Raw genomic sequence first — 23799 nt, 5'->3', positions numbered from 1 at the left:
AAAATGCTAAGGGGAATTAGCAATTCTACTATGAAGAAAAAAGAGGTCTTAAATATAACGTATATATGACCTCTTGTAAACACTTTTCTTTCATATGTCACAATTCCGTCACATTTAACCATAAAAAAATGAATCAAACATTCATTTTTTATCCCTTTTAAAATGGATATTGATGTAAATGTTGTCCTCCATCCATTGTCATGCAAGTTCCATTTATGTACGCAGCTTCATCTGAACATAAATAATAAGCTAGACCAGCGATTTCTTCTGGCGTACCCAGCCTTCCAAGCGGAACACTTTGTATCGTCCGTTTAGCCATTTCTTCTGAAATCCATAATTTATCAGCACCGCCCGTACGTTCAATTGGTCCTGGCGCGATAGCGTTAACTCGTATTCCATATTTACGTCCCCACTCAACAGCGAGCGTCTTCGTCATCGCTAATACTCCTGCCTTCGCTGCAGCCGAATGAATAACTCCTGGACCAGCATCCCATGCATATGTTGCTACCATGTTAATGATATTCCCTTTTATACCTTTTTCAATCCAATATTTTCCGACAGCATGGCTACAGTAAAATGTACCGTTTAATACAATATTAATGACTGAATTCCAGCCATTCACAGATAAATCTTCTGCTGGACAAATAAAGTTTCCAGCTGCATTATTTATTAAAACATCAATTCTACCAAACTTCTCATCAATCTGTTCAATCATTTTCTGAATGTCATCCGTATTTCTTACATCCATTTGTACAGGTAATACTTGCCCTGGAAATTGTTCAATTTCCAACTTTGTTTCCTCTAGTTTTTCCTTTGTACGTCCTGTAATAACAACTCGTGCCCCTTCTTTTGCAAAACGAGTCGCCATTCCTTTTCCCATTCCACTCGATCCACCTGTTATAATAACTACCTTTTCTTTCACATACATCCCCTCCAAAAAATGAATACACATTCATTTTATCACTTTATTTAATAGAAATCTTTATATTTTTAAACTTTTCTGATATTTTAACGTAAAGAACTTTCTTTTTATTCATTTTTTTCGTAATCTATACTACTTTTTATTATGTAAAGTATATTTTAAATAAACTGAAAGGAGATTTGAGTAGCCTATAAATGGAATGAAAACATTGAGGTATACTCATATTTTTATGAAGCACATTACAAGAAGAAATTTTTTAAAAATTGGTATGCGCACTTGTCTCTATTCATTTATAACCAGTAGCATCGGATACTACTATGCTAAATATATAGAGCCCCATTTCATTTCTTTTACACAGCACACATTAAAATCACAACTCATCCCAAAAAGTTTTCATGGTATGAAAATTCTTCAATTCAGCGATTTACATCTCGGATACTATTTCTCGCTTCAACATTTATCTAAAGTTGTTTCTAAAATTAATGCTGTAAATCCAGATATTGTCCTTTTTACCGGAGATCTCATTGATAATTATCAAACGTATACTGACACTCCTTTCGTTGCATCCATTTTAAAAAATATACAAGCCCCCTTTGGTAAATTCGCTATTTATGGTAACCATGATCACGGTGGATATGGAACTGAATACTATGAGCACATCATGCGTGAATCAGGATTTGAGCTATTGCTCAATAGTGAAAAAAGAATTCGTCTAATGGATAATAGTGAAATTTCTATTTTCGGTCTCGATGATATACTATTAGGCAAACCAAAAATAGAGAAAACATTAGAGCATGCACGGCAAAGTACTTATAACATTGTTCTTGTTCACGAACCAGATATCGCGCCCCAAGTTTCTAAATATCCAATCAACTTGCAACTTTCTGGTCATAGTCACGGCGGACAAGTACAAATTCCTTTTTTAGGAGCTATTATTACACCTTCACTCGCCAAAGACTATATTGAAGGCTTCTATACAATTCAGGATTTAACTCTCTATGTCAATCGAGGCCTGGGAAGAACACGTGTCCCATTTCGCTTTATGTCAAAACCTGAAATCACAATTTTCACACTCCAACATTCGTAATAATTCGCCTATTTTCTTACATATCCTTTCTTGTACGCGCTCATCCACGTTTTGTTTACCATATGATAAAAGTGAGTCCAATAAAGGAGGTATGTTCATGTATCCATATTATCAACCAATTCCAGTCCGTTCAGCACCTATTGGTCCAGTAGGCGACTCACGCTTCTTCCCGTTTTTTGGCGTTCCCTTTCTAGCTGGAATTGCTGGTGGATTGCTCGGCGGAGCATTAGCTTTCGGCCCTCGACCATTTTATCCACCTTATCCACCACCTTTCCCGCCGCCAGCACCTTATCCTTGTTACGGTGGACCATGTCAGCAACCATACTATTACTAAGTTAAAATAACGATTCTTTCAAATATTATTCTCTCAACGAGCCATCTCATTACACGCTTATAATAAAACTATTGTTTCTACTCATTCTTCCATTTTTGGAGCATATGAGTAGAAAAAAGTAAAAACCTCTTATTGACATAAGAGGTTTTTACTTTTTTCATTATTCAGCGTCTGTATTTTGATATGCCATCTTAAACAACTTCACTTGGCTATCAATTTCTTCTGTACTACTATTAATAACATAATAGTAATCACCATCTTTATTTTGTTCACGTGTTTTCACATTATCAGCTAATGTAAGCTGTAAAATCGCCTTAATTCGTGCCTTCATTTCAATATCTAATATCGGGAAAGATATTTCCACTCGCTTCTCCATATTTCGCGTCATCAAATCAGCTGAAGATAAATATATTTTCTCCTCCCCATTATGATGGAAATAATAAATACGGCTATGCTCTAAGTATCTTCCAACAACACTAACTACACGAATATTTTCACTTACATTTGGAATGCCAGGTCTTAAACAACATGTCCCTCGAACAATAAGCTCTACCTTTACTCCAGCTTGTGATGCTTCGTACATTTTTTTAATTAATGGTTTATCTGTTAATGAATTCATCTTAGCGATAATATATCCATTTCCATATTGCCTATGATAACGGATTTCTTCATCTATTAAATCTATAAATTGCTCTCTTATATCAAATGGAGCAACCGATAAATGATGAAAATGTGGCTTTGTTGTATAACCACTTAAATAATTAAAGAAATTGGTTGCATCAACCCCAAAGTCTTTTCTTGATGTAATATATCCAAAATCAGTATATAACTTCGCTGTTGCATCATTATAGTTTCCAGTTCCGAGATGTACGAACCTTTCGATTTTTCCGTTTTTTCTTCTTACAACTAATGTAATTTTACTATGTGTTTTCAAGTGACTTACACCGTAAATAACATGACAGCCTGCCTGTTCCAATTCTTTAGCCCAATGAACATTGTTTTCTTCATCAAATCTTGCCTTTAATTCAACTAATACTGTCACTTGTTTTCCCTTTTCAGCCGCTATCTTTAACGCCTGAATAATCGGTGAATCACCACTTACACGATATAACGTTTGTTTAATCGCAAGTACATTCGGATCGTCCGCCGCATCACGGACAAAATCAACTACCGGCTGAAATGATTCAAAAGGATGATGTAATAAAATATCATGCTCAATTGCTTTTTCAAATACATCTTCTTCATCACCTAAATCTTGAGGTGGTTGCGGAATAAGAGCCGGATATACAAGATGTTCATATAAAGGAGCTAGTTTTTTATATAAAGAAAACAAACATGTTAAATCTAATGGACCATCCATTATATATACATCTTCATCTTTTACTTCCAGAACCTCATATAATAACGCTAGTACTCTTTCATCAATGTGTTCTTTCCCAACTTCTAAACGAACAGCAGCCCCCCACTTACGCTTTTTTAATTCTTTTTCAATTACCTTTAATAAATCTCTCGCACCTTCTTCATGAATCGTTAAATCTGCATTGCGTGTAATACGGAAACGAGTAACAGATGATACTGTATATCCCGTAAATAATTTATGAGTAAAGCTACTAATTACGTCTTCTAATAAAATAAATTTATGCTTTTGCCCTTCGCTCGGTAAAATTATGAAGCGCTCAAGTAATGAAGGAACTTGCACAATTCCTAACTTCGTCCTGTTTTCCTCTTCCGCTTGCTTCTCATCATATAAAAGAGTAGCCAAATTCAAACTTTTGTTTAATAACATTGGAAATGGGCGATATGCATCTATAGCTACAGGAGTTAACACCGGAAAAATTTGCTCATCAAAATACTCTTCTATAAATTCTCGCTGCTCTTTCGTCAAATCATTGAATGTTAAACGTTCAATTCCCTCTAACTCAAGCGCTGGTAATACATAATTTTTAAATGTATCATATTGTACTGTCATTAGTGCATGGGCTTTCATCGCAATTTTATTTAATTGCTTTTTTGGTGTTAAGCCAGCTTTATTTTCTGGCTGATTAAATCCAGCACTCACTTGATCCTTTAATCCCGCTACACGTACCATAAAAAATTCATCTAAATTCGAACTAAAAATACTAATAAATTTCAATCTTTCCAAAAGTGGATTATTTGCATCTTGCGCTTCTTGTAAGACACGTTCATTAAATGCTAACCAACTTAACTCTCGATTATTGTAATAAGCTGTATCATTTAAATTTACTGCATTCCCCTTCAATAATTCCATTCTCTTCACACTTCCCCTTGAAACTTTTTTACTATAATTTAGTTACTTTTATTTTAGTAAATTACAATATTATAAAGTGTAAATTTTTTGTAAAGACATCCGTACAACCTAATGTTTTAGTTCAAATAACAAGTTAATATTCGTTTTTAATACTCTTTCTAACTGTTTTTTTTGTTTTTCAGCCTGCACTTTTTCCGCTAATGCCGATTTTTCACATAAAGCTTTAAATGTTAATCCTTCTTCGTTTTCTGTTATAGATATGGTATCAATAAGCGATCGTTGCCTTACATTTAAAGTAGCTGAAAATTGTAAAACAGCTCCTAACAGGCGTATTTTTTTTTGTTCGCTTTTATCAAACCAACCTTCAAATGGAGATAAATGTTGTTTAAATAACATTTTTGATTTATACGATGCAATAAGCGCTAGCCTTACTCGATCTTTATGCATCATGCCATCAATTGTCTTATTCGCTAATAAATAAAACGTATGTAAACGGCTTGCTTCTTCGTCTATATATTTGCCTATATTAAATACTTTCGCTGCTTGATGGAACACTTCCCAGTCTTTTACTGACATAGAAATAAGCCCTATTTCCTCAAGTTGTTTGCAAATTAGTCTTCCATGTTTAATAAGCTGAATAACAAATTCCATGTCCATTTCGTATTCATGTGATAGTAAATGCAGACTTTCTTCAACTACGTTCGGATAATATGAAATCCCCAAATCTTTTGTCAACTCTTCATAGAAAACACCTTCTCTTAACCCTTTTCTACTTAATACAAATGCCGGTGCCTCTATAACATTAACAAGTGTATGAAATACTTCAACCGCTGGAATAATCGTATCTGCTCGATCTTTTGCCAATCCTTCCAATTTCTGAAGTTCTATGAACGACAATTTTTCCAATTCATCTTTTACACTTTCAATATCTTCTTCTTTCATCTTGTATAAATGTAATCCTGCTATAGGATAACATATTAAATTTTGATGGATTTTCACTAAGTTCCTAGCACTACCACCAATTGCAATAAGAGGTAATTTCTTATTGATTAACCATGGTAACGTTCGAAATTGAAACTCTAAATACTGTTGCATTCCCTCTAACTCATCTTTAGTAGGAATATCCCCTTTAATAAATTGTTGCTTTAAAGAAAGTGCCCCAAATGGAAAACTATGGTACTCTAAAATCTCTCTATTTCTAAAGTATGTAACTTCTGTACTTCCCCCGCCGATATCTACCGTTATTCCTTCTGAAAACGATGTAGAATTCATAACCGCCAAGTATCCGTAACGCGCTTCCTCATACTCTGATAATACTCTAAGAGTAAAGTCCGTTTGTCCTTCAACAAGCTTTTTAATTTCCTCTTGATTCTCCGACTGTCTAATTGTTGCTGTTGCAACACAAAGTACATGATGCAACTGATGGAATCTTGTACTTTCTTGAAATTGAAATAATGTCTGTAATAATACTTCTATTCCCTCTTCATTCAACACACCATCAATTAAGTAATTCCTTAACCTAGCAACAACTTTCGTATTTTCAATCTCTTTATAAAAACCTCCATTTTGCTTTTCATAAATAACTAAACGCATTGTATTAGATCCAATATCTATAATGGCATACTGTTGTTTTAATATTTCTTTCAAACTTCTCACTCTTTCATTATCAAATTTAAAAAACATATTCTATTACTATTATACAAAATAGTTGTTTTTTGTAACAATATTGCTTTAATATTGAAAATATATACAATCACTTTTTGCGTATAATAAATACCTATTTTATTTATGGTATAATAATGAAAAATTGAAAGGAGATTCAATATGAAACCTTCACAACCACAATCTCAATTACAAAACCAACATTCTATTAATCGACTAGCTCAATCTATTTTCGTTGTGAATCGTCATGCTAAAGCAGCTACTAATCCTAAATATTTATACTGGTTAAAAAAGACAGCTTTAGAACGTTTGATTGCTGAAAAAAAAGCAATTAAAGAAGGATTACATTTTTCTAGAAACCCACGTTTTAGCCAACAACAATCTGATGTCCTTATACGTTTAGGCGATTATTTTTTCCACATCCCTCCTACGAAAGAAGATTTTCGAATTCTACCGCATCTTGGTCATCTTGAATCCTCCTATCGAAATCCGAAAACAACCTTATCTTTAACAGTGGCAAAAAAAACAATTCAAGATTATATTGGTCCTGAAGCATTAAAACAAGAAAAAAAATTAAGTGAACCTGTTCCATGGTATAGTCGTACTTATACAAAAAAATAAAACAGTTTGGCCAAGTGTAGGCCAAACTGTTTTATTTTTTCTCTTCTTTAATTTTAATATTTGCTTGTTTATAAAAAGCTACTTTTTCTGTATTATAAGACTTTGTGAATTCATTAAATTTATCTTTTTCTGACTCAATATCCTTATAAGATTGATTTACTACTTTTACTTTTTCACTAATATCTTTTAATTTAGTACCTTTATCTTGTAACATTGTATATAACTCTTTTTCTTGTTTTAAAGATTTGTCATAGCTGTCATACATTTTATTAAATGAATCGTGTCGTTTCTCATACGTGCTTTTCACTTTATCAGCTTGATCTTTCAATTTCTTATCTTCAATTTTCTTCACATACTTATCAGCTGACTTCACTTCTTCTTGCGCTTTATTTAAAACTTCTTTTTCTTTTGCAAGCACTTTTTCTCGTTCAGTTGTATTTTTCACTGCTTGATTCAGTTTTTCTTTAACAGTTTGATTATTATCTTTTCCTTCTTGAACAATCTGGTTATATAATTCTTGTCCTTCTTTCTCTAAAGTCTCAAGTTTTTTTGCATCTTCAAACATTGTTTTTTCTTGTTTAGCAGCGTTTTCAAACGCTACATATAATTCTTCTTCTGGTTTCGGACCGAAACAACCGGCTAATAAAATCATTGATAATGCAGTTACAATTGCTAATTTACTATATTTCAACATCTCTTCCTCCTACTTATAAACGACCATCGTGTAATATAAAAAAGTTATAAAATATGTAATTGTTCTATACACTCGCATCTTTTTTACGAAGATCATTAATATTGTTTGTACAAATTATTACTTGATATTACATTATTCTTTTTGAATTATTTAGCAATTCCATATCCATCTTTAAGTATACTACTTCGTGTTTTTTAAGGCCTGTTCACACTATGTATTACTTTAATGTCCACGGAATTTCACCTCAGTCTTAATAAGACTATAATAGTTCACCTGATAAAAGGTGATCGCTCCGCTCTCACGTCTATCATTCCCTTTCCAGCTTTCTATCAATTAATCTCTTTGTTCATTTTACACAGTACAATCGATATCTCGCAACAACTTACAAATATTCTTTTCATTTCCTAAAAAGGAAAAGTGTAGAGCTTGCTTTCCTCTACACTTTTAAAATAAAACACACTGTGCAAATTGCATTGACACTACCATCATAATTATATGCTTATTTCATATATTTTTAAAGACTTTTATTACAAACGTGGCGTTTTTTTGTAATAAAAGTCAAAAAAATGTTACAAATAAAACATCTTCCTATCATATATCTTCAAATCAAAGCTTCACTCATTTTCTTGCAAATTTCTATACTGGTACAATTGATTTTGCGAATTTCTCAACAGTTCTTCAAACGTTTTTCCTTCTACTGGATAGCTAGCTGCTCCAAATAAAAGAGTGACACTGAGTAAATCACCTTCTATTTCACTTTCAATATTTTTCATTAATCGTTTTGTTATTGTTGATGTTTCATGGCCATTATCAATTGCTACAATAACGTACTTATTTTCATCCCACTTTGTAACAACATCGCCCTTCCGAATTGTTTTTACAATGGTACTCTCTAATTTTTGTACTAACACTCCCAACTTTTTTTCTTGCAACGTGTCTTTTAATCCTTCCCATTCTTTTACAGAAAGAATGTACACTGTAATATTACGAGAATCTCTTTCAGATAAAGCAGCTACTTTCCCAAAAAAATCAACAACAAAATCATTGCTTGCCATTCCTCCTACTTCCATACCCATACGCTCGTTCGCTCTTTTATCGTACCAATGTCCAAAATAATAACTTAGTATCATTTGCAATATATAAATAATAAAGACGGTATAAAATGATCGTGAATCCAGTTTTGCAATTACATCCTGAAGTGCAATCCATTCTGTAACTGCCACAGTATTGCCAAGCAATAATCCACTAATTTTCCCTTTATGTTTCATACTTTTCCCCCTTTTATACCAATATATGTTTCTATATCAATAATGTTTTTCTACAAAATAAAAAATGTACATATGCAATGTACATTTCTGCTTAAGCTTGTATACCTTTTCTACTCTATTTCATATATATAATATATAACTTTTATAGAAAGGAGTAATCTATATGCTACAAAAAGAGAATCTATCAGATGCTATGCGTTTACTAGCTGGTTTTCTATTATCATTAAAATTATTATTTACCTCTTTCGGGATACACTTTATTACAAACGATCAAATCGACGCTATTGTTAATGTTGTTTCATTTTTATTTATTCTATACTTTGGCTACAAAAATAACTATGTAGGAAAAAAAGGAATGGAGCAAAAGAAAATACTCAAAAAACACAACCTTCACTAAAAAAGGAACCTTTTGTACAGGTTCCTTTTTATCATTGACGCACAACAACTTCATTTGTTTGCAGTGGGCCATATGATATCTCTTTATCTTGAAATGTATATGTAGCCTGAAAGAATGTTTGTTTAAGAGCTTTATCTTTATTAGCTTTTATTTTACAACGTAGTTCCACCTTCTCATTCGGTAACAAATCATCAATTCGCCATCTAACAAGCTGGAATAAAAACTCACTTATCCCCTTATCAACTTTTAAAGAATTAGGAATATAAGCAAAGTAATCTCGAATCATATGACTTACAACAACTCTCGAAATCATTTCTACCCCTTTATTTTCCACTTCAATTCGCATAATAAGTATGTCGTTTACATCGTAGGTCAATTCATACGAAAACTGTTCTGTATACATACTACCAATTTGTAATGTAACGGCTACTTGAGGAAATTCGTTTTCCTTTTTCGATCCGTCAATCCACAATACTGGTTGTAGCGGTATTGAATACTTTCCTGTATCCGAAATTCGTCCCCATATTTTCATAATATATATTCACCTCATTTCAGATGTAACATACACACAATGAATTCCCCAAATCACTAAAGCTTGCTACAAGCAATGTTTAATATTTCTCTTCCTTTTATCCTATTCGACAATATGAAGAAAAAACCATTTTTCATCTATTAACAGAAGGTGTTCTTTATGAAATTTTTTTACAATTTACTTCATTTCCTTTATAGCAATATTCAGTATGGCTCACTCGTTCTCTACTCATACGAAAGAATATTTTGACGGAAGAAAAAGTTTGCCTTATAGTCAAATTTGACTATAATATTCTTTATGGCATATCAGTGCACTTATGGAAAAGGAATTAAAATCAACTATACATTTAAAATTTTTTATCCACTGCACTCAAAACTTAATATAGTTTACTTATTTCTAAAGGAGGGTTATATTTGGAAACTCAACCATTAAAAAAAGACGCCAACAAAACAAAATTTGTTGTTGCTGGTTTACTGCTTGGTATATTAATGGCCGCAATGGATAATACAATCGTTGCAACCGCAATGGCAACAATCGTTGGAGACCTAGGAGGATTTGATAAGTTTGTTTGGGTCACATCAGCTTATATGGTAGCAACAATGGCAGGGATGCCTATCTTCGGGAAACTTTCTGATATGTACGGACGGAAACGTTTTTATATAGGTGGCCTCATTCTTTTCTTATTCGGTTCTGCGCTCTGCGGAACAGCTTCAAGTATTGAGCAATTAAGTATTTATAGAGCTATTCAAGGTATCGGTGGTGGTGCCCTTATGCCTATCGCCTTCACAATTATGTACGATATCTTCCCACCAGAAAAACGCGGAAAGATGACAGGACTATTCGGTGCTGTTTTCGGGACATCTAGTGTATTCGGTCCTTTATTAGGTGCTTATATTACAGACTATATAAGTTGGCATTGGGTCTTCTATATTAATATTCCATTAGGACTTATCTCCTTTTTCTTCATTACTAAATACTACAGTGAGTCTCTAGAATTTAGAAAACAAAAAATTGATTGGGCTGGTGCTATTACACTTGTCATAAGTATCGTTTGCTTAATGTTCGCATTAGAACTTGGTGGTAAAGAATATGCCTGGAATTCTACTGTAATTATTGGCTTATTTACAACAGTAGTTATTACGCTTATTATTTTCTTCTTTGTAGAACGAAAAGCAACCGAGCCTATTATTTCGTTCCATCTATTTAAAAAACCTTTATTCGCAGCTAGTCAAGGAGTTGCCTTTTTCTATGGTGCCGCTTTTATTATCTGTACAGTTTATATTCCAATCTTCATTCAAGGCGTTCTTGGAGGTTCCGCCTCTAATGCTGGATTAATTTTAACACCAATGATGGTTGGTTCTGTAATTGGAAGTCAAACCGGAGGACAATTAGCGTCTCGAACAAGCTATCGTAACATTATGATGGTATCTGGTTTCTTCTTCGTTCTTGGTATTTATTTATTAAGTACTTTAACAATGGACACACCTCGTTTACTCGTAACACTATTTATGATTCTCGCTGGGCTTGGTGTTGGTTTCTCATTCTCAGTATTAAGTATGTCTTCTATTCACAAGTTGGAAATGCGGGACCGTGGTTCGGCGACATCAACAAACTCATTCTTCCGATCACTCGGTATGACTCTTGGTGTAACGATTTTCGGTACAATTCAAAATCATATTTTTACAGATAAACTAAACTCTGTATTTCCCCCTGAACTAGCAAAATTAGCTCCAAAAGGCGGAGACACAAGTTTCTTATTATCACCAGGCGCTACCGCAAAAATTCCTACTGAAATATTAGCGGGTATTAAAGAAGCTCTCGCTACATCTATTGCGAATACATTCTTCTGGGCACTCATCCCGGCTGTACTAAGTATTATTTGTATTTTACTTATGGGAAATGAACGCCTCTTTACAGGCCCTAAAAAGAAAGAAAAACAAAAGCAAGTTAGTTAATATAAAAAAGAAGCGGCATATTCCTTTATGAAAAAGGATATGCCGTTTATAATATGTATAAAGTGAAACTTTAATCAGTGGGGGGGGTGTTCATCCCCCACTGATTATTAGCCCTCACCAATCGGGCTTTTACGGGCAGTTAATCCCCACCTAACTTCTTTGCTTCCGCTGAATTTTTGGGTGGGGATCTTACTGGATAAAGTTTTTATATACAGGAGTTGAGACAGCATGAGCATGAAATTAGTCATTCTCGGCTTGCTACTCGAAGGAGATAAACATCCATATGAAGTGCAGCATATTATGAAAGAACGACAAATGGATTGTTATATTAAATATGCTAAAGGATCACTTTATTACGCCTTCGAGCAATTAGAAAAGCAAGGCGCAATTCATATTACAAATGTAATTAGAGACACAAATCGACCTGACAAAACGATTTTTCATATAACAGAAGAAGGCAAAAAACTATTCCACACTTTACTATTAAAACAATTCGAAGCCAAAAACCAAATATATAAACCTATTTATTCGGCCTTATCTTTCGCTCACTTTAGCAATGATCACGAATTAGTTCCTATTTTAGAAAAAAAGAAAAACGATACTCTTCAATATTTACATACTATGCAAACGATATATGATTGTAATAAAGGAAAGGTTCCACGTGCACAACTATATATTTTGCAAAGTGTAATTGAGCATATTACAGTTGAATTACAATGGCTAAACACCCTCCTTAAAGATGCTATAGCAGGCCGACTTTCAGAAGTTGCTATAGATGAAAATTGAGCTATGAAAGAAGGCATCCCTACTTCTTTCATAGCTCAATTTCTCTTTTTATACTGTAATATTATTAGTTAATCCAGGATGAAAAGTCATAATAATAAGAAATAAAAACTTTTGAATTTTCTTATTTCAAAACAGTAGACAAAATTCCAAAAATTGTGTTAGAATTTGTTTCAATATCATATCGCTTGTTAAATTCCTTTCAAAAGGAAAATAGGTACACGAAAGTTTCGTTTCGTGTTTAAAAGGGAAGCTTGGTGAAACTCCAACACGGTCCCGCCACTGTAAATGCTGAGATTTCTTTTTGGTGCCACTGTGAAAACGGGAAGGTGAAAGAAATTATATGAAGCATAAGTCAGGAGACCTGCCTGTTTTAACAACACTGATAGATTCACGGATGATGATGAGGTGTTAAAACAAAAAGGAAGGCTTATTTTCTATGTCTTTGTACTTTTTGTTATAGGTATTTCCTAGTAAACGGAAATGCTTACTTTCAATTAGGGAGGAATTTAAAATGGCAATTCAAACAAGTAACTTAGGTTATCCACGTATCGGACTACAACGAGAGTGGAAAAAAACATTGGAAGCTTTTTGGTCCAATAAAATCGATGAAGAACAATTTTTAACAACAATGAAAGAAATTCGCCTTCAACACGTAAAAGTACAGCAAGAAAAAGGGATTGAACTCATTCCAATTGGCGACTTTACATATTATGATCACGTTTTGGATACTGCCTATATGCTAGGATTTATTCCATCACGTTTTTCTGAGTTTACATCTTACCTTGATGTATATTTCGCAATGGCGCGTGGCTCTAAAGATCACGTAGCTTCCGAAATGACAAAATGGTTTAACACAAACTATCACTATATCGTTCCTGAATATGAAGAGGGATTACAAATCTCTTTAAAAGATAATCGCCCACTTCGCTTATACGAAGAGGCAAAACAAGAATTAGGAGTAGATGGAAAGCCTGTTATTTTAGGACCATATACTTTCTTAAAATTAGCTAAAGGCTATACACAAGAACAATTTCCTAACATTTTAAAACAGTTAGTTGCACCTTATGTACAACTGCTTTCAGAACTACATGCAGCTGGGGCACAAGCCATTCAAGTTGATGAACCGATTTTCGCTTCTTTAACTAAAAAAGAAGTTCAACAAGCAAAAGAAATTTATGAAGCTATTCGTAAAGAAGTTCCAAATGCGACTCTTCTTTTACAAACATATTTTGATAGCGTAGAAGAAAACTATGAAGAAATTATTACATTCCCGGTATCCGGTATTGGATTAGATTTCATTCATGGTAAAGAAGGTAATCTAAATGCTATTTCAAAATATGGATTCCCAGCTGATAAAACTTTAGCTGTCGGTTGTATAGATGGCCGTAACATTTGGAGAGCTGACCTTGATGAAGTTCTTGAGTTATTTACAACGTTACAAAAACAAGTCCAAACGAAAGATATCATCGTTCAGCCTTCTTGTAGCTTATTGCATACACCAATCGATAAAACAGAAGAAACTCACTTATCGACTGAGCTGTTTGATGCGTTAGCATTTGCAAATCAAAAATTAGAAGAGTTAGTTCTTATTCATTCCGCTCTCACTCAAGGTACAGAAAGCATTAGTAATGAGCTGGAAACATATCGAAACGTACATCATACAATTCGTTCATCTGCTGCACGTAACCGAGAAGATGTCAAAGCAGCACGAACAGCACTAAAAGAAGAAGATTTTTCACGTTCTCTTCCATTTGAAAAACGATACGAATTACAACAAGTTGCTCTAGAGTTACCGCTATTACCAACAACGACTATTGGTAGCTTCCCGCAAACAACTGAAGTTCGTCAAACGCGAAAAGAATGGCGTAACGGTGTTATTTCAAATGACCAATATGAACAATTTATTGAAAAAGAGACAGAAAAATGGATTCGTTACCAAGAAGAAATTGGGCTTGATGTACTTGTACATGGTGAATTTGAAAGAACTGACATGGTCGAATATTTTGGTGAGCGCCTTGCTGGTTTCTCATTCACTAAAAACGGTTGGGTACAATCATACGGTTCCCGCTGCGTAAAACCACCTGTTATTTATGGTGATGTAGCCTTTATTAACGGCATGACTATTAAGGAAACAGTTTATGCACAAAGCTTAACAGAGAAAGTTGTAAAAGGAATGTTAACCGGACCTGTTACAATTTTAAATTGGTCTTTCGTTCGAAATGATATTCCAAGAAAAGAAGTTTCGTATCAAATTGCACTAGCTCTTCGTCACGAAATTGAACTACTTGAATCTTCTGGAATTAGAGTAATCCAAGTCGATGAGCCCGCACTTCGTGAAGGAATGCCACTAAAAGAAAAAGATTGGGATGCTTATATTACATGGGCAGTACAATCCTTCCTTTTAGCAACTTCTTCTGTAGCAAATGAAACACAAATTCATACTCATATGTGTTACAGTAACTTCGAAGATATTGTTGACGCGATTCGCGCATTAGATGCAGATGTAATTTCTATCGAAACATCAAGAAGTCACGGAGAATTTATTGATACATTAAAACATACAACATATGAAAAAGGCATTGGCCTAGGTGTATATGATATTCATAGCCCACGTGTACCGAGTAAAGATGAAATGTATAAAATCGTAGAACAATCTTTAGAAGTATGTGATCCTAAATATTTCTGGATTAATCCCGATTGTGGTTTAAAAACGAGAAGAACAGAAGAAGTTATTCCAGCTTTAGAACATATGGTGCAAGCAGCGAAAGATGCTCGTTCCCTTTTAAAAACAAACGCATAACAAAAATGGGTTATCCTTTTCTCAGGATAACCCATTTTTTATTCTTTACTTTCAAAAAAGAATTCATATTGTATTTTATATAATTCATCATCCGTTGGCTCTTCAAGAGGAATTGCTTGTAATACAACTGTATACTCACCATTTGGAATAGGTATTTGAAATTTATTAGAAAGAATACTCGTTATAACGATACTTTCATTTTCAACTGTAAAAGGAACCGTAATCGTTCTAACTACTTCTTCTTTTTCAATATGTTTCCCTGGGGTCACTTTCACTTCACAAGTATAATCAGAAAGTGCTTCAAAAATAACAGTTCCATCTGCCTTAGCATAACCTCTTTCAAAATCTTCATCAGTCCAATCTACATAAGGCTGCTCACCGTCATAGTTCATCAACATTAATTGCGAATAAGAAATCGTTAACTCCATAGTTCCCCTTCTCCTTCATTATGAAATATACAACTACTACTTCACTTCAAATTTTACTCGCGTACCATCTGGGTATTTATCTAACTTATTCCCTACCCAAGAGCCTGCTCCACGGTTATCCGCCGGACTTATATATTCAATATGTGCTCCTTTTCCGCCTTCCTTGCACATCGCCATTGGCCATTCATCACGATCATACCCTTTTTTTGATGGATATGGTGCTAACGACAATTTCCTTCTATCTGCAGCACCACCACGATCGATTGTACAAACTTCTGAATGCCCTTCTTTTATAGCATCCGTAATATGTTTTCCTGTCTCTGGATAACGTTCTTTCGGAAATTCTAACACTTGATCATACGTATTCGTTTTCTTTACACTTGTTTCCTCTGGCACAAGTACTTCATAAACTGCTACTAAAATAGACAGAATTGCGATAATTGAAATGATAATACCTTTTAATTGCTTCATGTATACCTCCATGTTTCTACCAGTTTCTTTTCCTCCGTTATTATAACAAACTTCTCCTGTATATGTTTTCAGACATTATTTTAGTTATTCCTTGCCATTCCGCCAAAAATTTTCATTTTTTCACTAATGCTGTAGAAAACTAATAGCCTTCCGACATTCTTTTTCAAAGGAAGTCCTCATAAAAGATTGAAATGATATATACGATACTTTTTGGGGAGGAAATATGATGGAAGCTACCTATAAAACGAAAGATGTCACGAATAAAACAGGCATCCCAAAACATATAGTTCGCAAATATAGTCAACTGTTAGAGGAACATGGTTATATGATTTCCAAAACAGCTGATGCTCGTATTTATAAACTTGATGATTTAAAATTATTGAAATCTATACACGAAAGAGCTGCTACATTACAAGAAGATATTTCAGAAACGATACCGATTATTTTAAAAGAAAAAGAGGCCCCACCTGTACCAGTTATACAAGATAAGCAAGAGATACAAACGAAAGAAAAAGAAGATGGGCGTAACTTTGAGGAGTTCATGTTAAAACTTGAAATGCTAGCTCAATTAAATGAGGCAATTATTCATCAAAATTCTACTCTAATTACACAAAATCGTTTAAAGGATGAGAAACTAGACGAATTGATGCAACAAGTTTATGTAAAAGAAGGCTCTCAAGAAAAAATGCTTCAAGAGTTAGTCGATCACGCCGTTCAAACAGATGCATTGCAAAAAGAAAAGATGGACTTATTAATGAATCATATGTATAAACGAGAATCCAAACAGGAAGAAAAAATGAATAAACTTGTTAGTCAAATTTATAACAAAGACAGTAACCGTGATGCACAGCTTATGCAAGTTATTCGAGAAATTCAAGAAACAAAAAGAATGGTTGCTGCCTCAAAAGAGCAAAGCTTCTTTCAATCATTTAAAAGTTTATTTAGCCGAGAAAAACAAGAAAAAACAAATGAATAAACAATATAAAATAAAAAGTTACCTTCCATCGGTAACTTTTATTCCTTATTTTGTACAGCTGGTAATATAATAATTGCTTCAGTTCCTTTTCCACTTTCACTCTTATATTCCAATGTACCATTATGCGCTTGTAAAATACTAAATGTTACCATAAGTCCTAATCCTGTCCCTTTTTCTTTTAAAGAATAATATGGTTGCCCAAGCCTTGCTAACTGTTCTTTCGTCATACCAACACCACTATCTTTAACTCTTATTATAATTGTTTCATCTTTTTGAATAGCTGTTACTTTTAAATATCCTTTATTTCCTTGAATTGCTTCAATACCATTTTTAACAACATTCATAATAGCTTGCTTCAATTTTGTCTTATCACCAATCGTATAAAGACTTTCTGAAATTTCAACTTGTAAATATACACCTTGCATCGCTGCAAATGACGACATAAGAGTGGTCATTTCTATTAATTGGGCTGATAAACAAATGTGTTCTTTTTTCTCAATTTGCGGCCTTGCTAAATTTAAGTAATCTGAAATAATTTGTTCCGCCCGATCCAATTCAGCTAATACAAGACGCATATAATCCTTATTCTTCACATCTTCCGTACTTTCTAGCAATTGGATAAATCCACGAACAACAGTTAGTGGATTTCGAACTTCATGTGCCACACTTGCTGCTAACTCACTTACAATATTAAGCTTTTCTGATTTTTGCATCTCTGTACGTAGCAATGCATTTTCATTTAAATATTCAGTTAAATACACCTGAAATACCATTGTCATGACCATGATAAGCGAGGCAAATATAAATCCGCTATATATTTGCGAAATATACGGTGTAAATCCTGTTTCCAAAAGAACATTAATCATGCCTAATACTAAAGAAACAAGCACATAAAATGATGAAATCATAAATGCTAAAATTAATTTCTTATCCCTTGAAAAAAGAGACCATTTCTTTGATAAAAATAGCGGAACTATCAATAGAAATATTACTTCTAAAACTGGAAGAAAGCTCATTCCCTTTAGTAACCATTCATATGCAACAAAAATAACCGCTGGGATTAAACCAACAATCCCACCATATAAAAAACCACTGACAATTGGAATGGGGTGAAAGTTATACCCACACACATTGCCAAAACAAATAGAGTATGTCATGGAGAGAACGAGCGTAACGCTAGATAAAAACATAATAAAGTAACGATTTGGCTTCGGAGGCATTTCTTGATAGCGATTTAAACGAATCGCTTCATATAAAAATAGTGGCAAAATTATGATGGCAATTTGAATCAATAAATCACGGATAAGCTCCATAACCTCTCATCCCCTATATGTATTTTGATATGATTATATCATTTTATAGGTGTATTTGTTTTAAAATTTTGATTTTTCTTAACATATTTGTTAATTCTTTGTTAACAACTCATAATAATTGTTACAGATTTTCGAAATGATTGTAAACCCTGTACCAAATTTCCTTCGTGCAGTATACAATGAATACGGATTACAAAGAAAATATAAAAATACTTTTTTAGACGGACAATTATAGCAAAATACAGCATATAATCCATACTATCTATGTTTACAAATAAGTGATCATTACTTTAGTAGGAGGAAGATAAATATGGCGGGTACTACGCTTGTTTTAAAAGAAGAAAATTTGGTTGTTCTAGAAAATGTTGAAAAATCAGTATATGAAGAGTTACAGCATAAAGCGGGAGATGAAAACTGCACATGTGCTGTAAACGAATCAGTCGTTCACCTTGGCAAGGTATCCTCTGTACTCTGGAATGAAGATGAAATAGATTGGGAATACGGATATTAAAAAGTCGCTTATAGCGGCTTTTTTTCTCTTTTCTCTCTCTTTCTAAATAACATATACAAAGCGTAATCATAGAAAATATGATAAAATGAACTTAATTTTCAAACGGAAGAAAGGGAGATACAATGGAACAATTCATTAACCCTAGAGTGAAGGACATCCAAATTTCTGGAATCCGTCAGTTCTCTAACATGATTCAAAACTATGATAATTTGATTTCTTTAACAATTGGACAACCCGATTTCCCTACACCTTCTCTCGTGAAAGAAGCGGCTAAACGGGCTATTACAGAAAACTATACAAGCTATACACATAACGCTGGTTTACTAGAATTACGTAAGGCAGCTTGTAACTTCGTAAAAGATAACTACGATTTACATTATTCACCTGAAAACGAAACCATCGTTACAATCGGTGCTAGCGAAGCAATTGATGTTGCATTCCGAACGATTTTAGAGCCAGGAACAGAAGTAATTTTACCTGCTCCTATTTATCCAGGCTACGAACCTATTATTCGATTATGCGGTGCAACGCCTATTTTTGTAGATGTTCGTGAAACTGGATTTCGTTTAACAGCTGAAGCGCTTAAAAATGCTATTACAGAAAAAACAAGATGTATCGTACTACCGTATCCTTCTAACCCAACCGGTGTAACTTTATCAACAGAAGAGCTAAAAGATATTGTAGATGTTTTAAAAGATAAAAATATTTTCGTCCTTTCAGATGAAATTTATAGCGAGCTTGTATATGAACAAAAGCATACATCTATCGCTCATTTCCCAGAAATGCGTGAAAAAACAATTGTCATTAACGGTTTATCTAAATCACATTCTATGACTGGCTGGCGTGTTGGACTTTTATTTGCACCAAGTTATTTAGCAGGACACATATTAAAAGTTCATCAATACAATGTAACGTGTGCTACTTCAATCGCTCAATACGCTGCAATTGAAGCATTAACAGCAGCTAAAGACGCACCAAAAATGATGCGCCACCAATATAAAAAACGCCGTGATTACGTATATAATAGACTCACTCAAATGGGATTAACAGTTGAAAAGCCAACAGGTGCATTTTACTTATTCCCATATGTTGGTCATTTGACATCTTCATCATTTGATTTTGCACTTGATCTTGTCAAAGAAGCGGGACTAGCTGTAGTTCCTGGAACAGCATTCTCTGAATACGGTGAAGGCTACCTTCGCTTGTCCTATGCGTATAGTATCGAAACTTTAAAAGAAGGCTGCGACCGATTAGAAGCCTTTCTAATGAAAAAAGCTAAGAGTTAAACTCTTAGCTTTTTTATGCATAATGATCACAAGTTTGACGTTTTAGTAATTTATGAGGAATAATGATACACTTTGCAGTGGATTCTGCATTCTCTACTTTATCAACTAAAGCTTTTGCTGCCTCATATCCTAGCTGATAAATATTCACATCAACTGTCGAAAGTGGAGGGCTCGCAATTTCTGATAATAAAGCATTATTAAAGCTTACAATAGAAACATCTTTCGGTACAACGAATCCTTTTTTAGAAAGAGCACTTAACACACCAAGTCCAATTAAGTCATCCGTTGCCATAATTGCCGTTGGCGGTTGCTGCAGTCCCATTAATTCCTCAACAGCTTGTTGACCACTTTCCCTCGAAAAATCAAAATGTAAAATATATTCTTTTGGTAATACAATGTCTGCTAATTTCAAGGCATCACTCATACCAGCTAAACGATCTCTCGTTACAAGTAAATCTGATCCACCACCAATGAACGCGATTTGCTTATGCCCTAATGAAATTAAATATTCTGCCACTTCTCTTGCAGCTGTATAATTGTCATTATCTACATATGTAATTTCATCTTTTCGATCATATGGTTTTCCTATTAAAACAAACGGGAAATTTTGTTCATGTAAATATTGAATAATCCGATCATTCTCCCTTGAATATAAAAGAATAATGCCACCAATTTGGCGTCCCTGTACCATCTTTACGACACCATTAAAAATTTCTTCTTCCGTTTCACCTGTCGACATGTAAAGCGCATAACCTTCTACGTGTGCAAATGAACTAATCCCTCTTATAACTTCTGGGAAAAATGGATTTTGAAAAGCTTTACTTGCAGAACTTGGCATAACAAGACCAAGTGTTTTCGTCGTTTGGTTCGCAAGATTTCTCGCATTTAAATTGGGATGATACCCTAATTCACTCATCACTTTCCTAACACGGCGCTTTGTCTTTTCACTTATACTTGGATTATCAGCAATTACACGAGAAACTGTTGATGGTGCAACATTCGCTTGCTTCGCCACATCTTTAATTGTAACTGTCATAAAAATCCCCCTCCTCTCATTTCTCTGCCATTTTTCATATATTTTATCTCGCACTCATTGCAAGTCATAAACTTTCATTTCTTATATCTTGCAAAACTAATCCTATTCTCCCTCTTCATGTATTGTAAGGGATATAGCTATTTTTTCCTATACTATAATATACTATTTATTTCACTTCTTTTCACATGTGATGTCAAATCTCTTTTCATCTCCCTATAAACTTATTTATAGGGAGATGAAAAGAAAAATGGGACGTAATGTCCCATTTTTCATCCTTTTGTACCTCCAGCTGTTAAACCAGAAATAAAGTATTTTTGTAGTGATAGGAATAAAATTGAAATTGGGATCGCAATTAACACAGAACCCGCTGCAAACGTTGTAAATTCATTACCGAATTTCTTCGCAACCATTTCATATAATCCAACTGCTAAAGTATAATTTTCTGGTGTTCGCAAAATAATACTCGCTAAAATGAAATCTGTAAATGGACCAATGAAAGTAAATAACGCTACAACCGCTACGATTGGCTTTGCAAGTGGCATAATGATTTGCCAAAAAATACGAAAATGTCCTGCTCCATCCATTCGAGCTGATTCATCCAGTTCTTTCGGAATCGTATCAAAATACCCTTTCATAAGCCATGTATTCATCGGAATAGCCCCGCCTACATAAATTAAAATTAATGCAAGGTGTGTATCAATTAATCCTGTTAATTGAGCTAATACGTATAAAGCAATTAACGCTGCAAAGTTTGGAATCATTTGCAGAATTAAAAATGTTAATAAACCATTTTTTCTTCCAACAAAACGATATCTCGAAAATGCATAAGCGGTAAAACTAATTGCTAACACTGAGAAAATCATCGTTAAAACACTTACTTTTAATGTGTTTTTATACCATAGTAAGTAATTACTATTCTCTAGATCTAATAACTTACGATAATGATCTAACGTTGCATTTTGTGGAATAATACTTGATCCAGATAAACTATCACCTGGATTAAACGATGAGCCAATAATCCATAATAACGGATAGAAAATGATGGCACACATTACGAAAATAACTAAATAACTTAATGAGAGACGTAACATCTTCTGTCTTTTAATATTCATTTACATCATATCCTCTTCTTGGAATGATTTTGTTCTCTTAAATTGCCATAACGCAACTGTAATAACAATTAACGATAATATCATTGTAAGAGCTGCTGCTTTTCCGTACTGCGCTGAAGTCATCGTTAACTTATAAATCCATGAAATTAAAATATCCGTTCCACCTGCGTCTTGTCCAGCTACAGCAGGACCTCCACCATTAAATAGATAGATGATACTAAAGTTATTAAAGTTAAACGTATATTGCGTAATTAATATTGGTGCTGTTGCATATAACACAAGTGGCAATGTAATTTTACGAAACTGTTGCCAAGCTGTCGCTCCATCTACTGTAGCCGCTTCATATAATTCTCCCGGAATCGATTGCAGTATACCTGTTGTCATCGCAAAGATAAACGGGAACCCAAGCCACGTTTGAATCATAATTAAAGCAATCTTCGCCCAAAATGGATCTGTCATCCAAGCAATCTTTTCAATTCCGAATAAAGCTAATACTTGATTGTTAATCGCTCCGAATGTTTCATTAAACATACCAGAGAAAACAAGAATAGATACGAATGCTGGAACCGCCCACGGTAAAATGAAGATTGTTCGAATAATCGCCTTTCCTTTAATACCAGGCTGATTTACGATAATCGCTAAGAAAATACCAAGTGCAACTTGTAATGTTGTTGCAACGAATGTCCAAATGATAGTCCAAGAGAATACACTTACAAATGTCTCTCTCCACATCGGTAAAGTGAAAATATCAATAAAGTTTTTAAAGCCCACCCAATCTACTAATTTAGCTGGAGGAGAATGATATAAATCATAGTTTGTAAATCCAATTAAAATTACGAAGATGATTGGAAATACGACAACAAAGATAAGTAGTAGAAAACCTGGTGAAACCATTAAATAAGGAAAACCTTGATCTAACAAATTACGATATTGCTCTTTTACAGAATTTAACGGTGTTCCGCTATCACGTTTCTTTCCATTTTGGTATGCATCATATAAGTTAAATGCATATATGCCTAGCCCAAAAGCGATAACGATAAGGGCCAAGATTCCTTCTACTAATAGAAAGACAGAATGGTCACGTGGAACTTCTGTACCAAGCGTTACAATACCCCATAATCCCATATTTAATAAATCAGCAAAGGCTACAATAAAAGAACCTGTTAATACTAGAAAAATAAGACCTTTTACAAATTGTTTATTATACATTTGGCCCACGCCTGGAATGATTGATAACATGGTTGCCATTTTCCTATGCTTTGAATGGTTTAACCCATTTGCTGGTTCCATAGATGTTTGCATGTTCCTTCCCCCTTTTTTCTTCCTACATGGAAGGGAG

22 protein-coding genes and 1 riboswitch are annotated in these 23799 nt (G+C 33.9%); of the genes, 10 read left to right on the top strand and 12 right to left on the bottom strand.

All coding sequences use genetic code 11. The features are described 5' to 3' along the window. Positions 1 to 157: 157 nt before the first annotated feature. Positions 158 to 922 (bottom strand): 2,4-dienoyl-CoA reductase, encoded by a 765-nt coding sequence (gene fadH, locus QCI79_RS31135; RefSeq protein ID WP_000660913.1) that lies wholly within the window; start codon positions 920 to 922, stop codon positions 158 to 160. Positions 923 to 1151: 229 nt separating this feature from the next. On the opposite strand from fadH, the gene QCI79_RS31130 reads away from it, so the two are divergent. Continuing rightward, positions 1152 to 2009 (top strand): metallophosphoesterase, encoded by an 858-nt coding sequence (locus QCI79_RS31130; protein WP_021727656.1) that lies wholly within the window; start codon positions 1152 to 1154, stop codon positions 2007 to 2009. Positions 2010 to 2106: 97 nt separating this feature from the next. Then, positions 2107 to 2343, top strand: coding sequence for a hypothetical protein (locus QCI79_RS31125; RefSeq protein ID WP_000283738.1), 237 nt, complete (start codon positions 2107 to 2109; stop codon positions 2341 to 2343). 160 nt (positions 2344 to 2503) lie between these two features. On the opposite strand, the gene QCI79_RS31120 is transcribed toward QCI79_RS31125, so the two are convergent. Together QCI79_RS31120 and QCI79_RS31115 are read right to left on the bottom strand one after the other, a co-directional pair. Then, on the bottom strand, positions 2504 to 4612 hold the full coding sequence (locus QCI79_RS31120; RefSeq protein WP_000421682.1) for a polyphosphate kinase: 2109 nt from the start codon (positions 4610 to 4612) through the stop codon (positions 2504 to 2506). A gap of 108 nt (positions 4613 to 4720) precedes the next feature. Continuing rightward, the gene (locus QCI79_RS31115) at positions 4721 to 6295 is read right to left on the bottom strand and encodes a Ppx/GppA family phosphatase (RefSeq protein WP_003285197.1); all 1575 of its coding nucleotides are present in this window, start codon (positions 6293 to 6295) and stop codon (positions 4721 to 4723) included. Between the two features lie 141 nt (positions 6296 to 6436). Here QCI79_RS31115 and QCI79_RS31110 point away from each other — a divergent pair, with 141 nt between their 5' ends. After that, positions 6437 to 6895 (top strand): YkyB family protein, encoded by a 459-nt coding sequence (locus QCI79_RS31110; RefSeq protein WP_000804862.1) that lies wholly within the window; start codon positions 6437 to 6439, stop codon positions 6893 to 6895. Between the two features lie 31 nt (positions 6896 to 6926). Here the strand turns inward: QCI79_RS31110 and QCI79_RS31105 are convergent, their stop codons facing one another. Together QCI79_RS31105 and QCI79_RS31100 are read right to left on the bottom strand one after the other, a co-directional pair. Beyond that, on the bottom strand, positions 6927 to 7589 hold the full coding sequence (locus QCI79_RS31105) for a YkyA family protein (protein ID WP_000922482.1): 663 nt from the start codon (positions 7587 to 7589) through the stop codon (positions 6927 to 6929). 614 nt (positions 7590 to 8203) lie between these two features. Beyond that, positions 8204 to 8857 carry a diguanylate cyclase domain-containing protein gene (locus tag QCI79_RS31100; protein WP_021727655.1) on the bottom strand — a complete coding sequence of 218 codons (654 nt, stop codon included), beginning with the start codon at positions 8855 to 8857 and terminating at the stop codon, positions 8204 to 8206. A 163-nt stretch (positions 8858 to 9020) separates the two neighbouring features. On the opposite strand from QCI79_RS31100, the gene QCI79_RS31095 reads away from it, so the two are divergent. Beyond that, on the top strand, positions 9021 to 9254 hold the full coding sequence (locus QCI79_RS31095) for an SPP1 phage holin family protein (RefSeq protein ID WP_000939448.1): 234 nt from the start codon (positions 9021 to 9023) through the stop codon (positions 9252 to 9254). A 31-nt stretch (positions 9255 to 9285) separates the two neighbouring features. On the opposite strand, the gene QCI79_RS31090 is transcribed toward QCI79_RS31095, so the two are convergent. Continuing rightward, on the bottom strand, positions 9286 to 9786 hold the full coding sequence (locus QCI79_RS31090; protein WP_000708120.1) for a hypothetical protein: 501 nt from the start codon (positions 9784 to 9786) through the stop codon (positions 9286 to 9288). A gap of 413 nt (positions 9787 to 10199) precedes the next feature. Here QCI79_RS31090 and QCI79_RS31085 point away from each other — a divergent pair, with 413 nt between their 5' ends. The 3 genes from QCI79_RS31085 to metE all read left to right on the top strand — a co-directional run bounded on the left by QCI79_RS31085 (position 10200) and on the right by metE (position 15327). Then, entirely contained in the window at positions 10200 to 11741 is a 1542-nt protein-coding gene (locus QCI79_RS31085) for an MDR family MFS transporter (RefSeq protein WP_021727654.1), read from the top strand. Between the two features lie 228 nt (positions 11742 to 11969). Next, on the top strand, positions 11970 to 12527 hold the full coding sequence (locus QCI79_RS31080; RefSeq protein WP_000062063.1) for a PadR family transcriptional regulator: 558 nt from the start codon (positions 11970 to 11972) through the stop codon (positions 12525 to 12527). 195 nt (positions 12528 to 12722) lie between these two features. Beyond that, positions 12723 to 12910: riboswitch (cobalamin riboswitch) on the top strand. Positions 12911 to 13038: 128 nt separating this feature from the next. Then, entirely contained in the window at positions 13039 to 15327 is a 2289-nt protein-coding gene (metE, locus tag QCI79_RS31075) for a 5-methyltetrahydropteroyltriglutamate--homocysteine S-methyltransferase (RefSeq protein ID WP_001007605.1), read from the top strand. 38 nt (positions 15328 to 15365) lie between these two features. On the opposite strand, the gene comJ is transcribed toward metE, so the two are convergent. Further along, positions 15366 to 15755, bottom strand: a complete 390-nt coding sequence (gene comJ, locus QCI79_RS31070) for a competence protein ComJ (RefSeq protein WP_000424030.1) — start codon at positions 15753 to 15755, stop codon at positions 15366 to 15368. Between the two features lie 36 nt (positions 15756 to 15791). Next, on the bottom strand, positions 15792 to 16226 hold the full coding sequence (nucA, locus tag QCI79_RS31065) for a DNA-entry nuclease (RefSeq protein ID WP_000811494.1): 435 nt from the start codon (positions 16224 to 16226) through the stop codon (positions 15792 to 15794). A gap of 226 nt (positions 16227 to 16452) precedes the next feature. On the opposite strand from nucA, the gene QCI79_RS31060 reads away from it, so the two are divergent. After that, complete coding sequence (locus QCI79_RS31060) at positions 16453 to 17202, top strand: DUF3967 domain-containing protein (protein WP_000388472.1); 750 nt, start codon at positions 16453 to 16455, stop codon at positions 17200 to 17202. A gap of 38 nt (positions 17203 to 17240) precedes the next feature. Here QCI79_RS31060 and kinB read toward each other — a convergent pair whose 3' ends face one another. Beyond that, positions 17241 to 18515: a sporulation sensor histidine kinase KinB gene (kinB, locus tag QCI79_RS31055; protein WP_000420369.1), complete on the bottom strand. Its 1275-nt coding sequence runs from the start codon at positions 18513 to 18515 to the stop codon at positions 17241 to 17243. Positions 18516 to 18825: 310 nt separating this feature from the next. Here kinB and QCI79_RS31050 point away from each other — a divergent pair, with 310 nt between their 5' ends. After that, positions 18826 to 19026, top strand: a complete 201-nt coding sequence (locus tag QCI79_RS31050) for a hypothetical protein (RefSeq protein ID WP_000929277.1) — start codon at positions 18826 to 18828, stop codon at positions 19024 to 19026. A gap of 122 nt (positions 19027 to 19148) precedes the next feature. After that, positions 19149 to 20312, top strand: a complete 1164-nt coding sequence (locus QCI79_RS31045) for an aminotransferase A (protein WP_000434578.1) — start codon at positions 19149 to 19151, stop codon at positions 20310 to 20312. Positions 20313 to 20325: 13 nt separating this feature from the next. Here the strand turns inward: QCI79_RS31045 and malR are convergent, their stop codons facing one another. The 3 genes from malR to malC form a co-directional block, all read right to left on the bottom strand. Continuing rightward, complete coding sequence (gene malR, locus QCI79_RS31040) at positions 20326 to 21348, bottom strand: maltose operon transcriptional repressor MalR (RefSeq protein ID WP_000219053.1); 1023 nt, start codon at positions 21346 to 21348, stop codon at positions 20326 to 20328. Positions 21349 to 21617: 269 nt separating this feature from the next. After that, entirely contained in the window at positions 21618 to 22460 is an 843-nt protein-coding gene (gene malD / locus QCI79_RS31035; RefSeq protein ID WP_001022608.1) for a maltosaccharide ABC transporter permease MalD, read from the bottom strand. Further along, on the bottom strand, positions 22461 to 23762 hold the full coding sequence (gene malC, locus QCI79_RS31030; RefSeq protein WP_001194995.1) for a maltosaccharide ABC transporter permease MalC: 1302 nt from the start codon (positions 23760 to 23762) through the stop codon (positions 22461 to 22463). It abuts the gene before it with no gap. Positions 23763 to 23799: the final 37 nt, after the last annotated feature.

This window comes from Bacillus cereus group sp. MG1, from assembly GCF_040460035.1.
GTDB classification, from domain to species: Bacteria; Bacillota; Bacilli; order Bacillales; family Bacillaceae_G; genus Bacillus_A; species Bacillus_A cereus.
The sequence above is the reverse complement of the archived record's forward strand: the minus strand, read 5'-3'. Positions and strand labels throughout refer to the sequence as shown.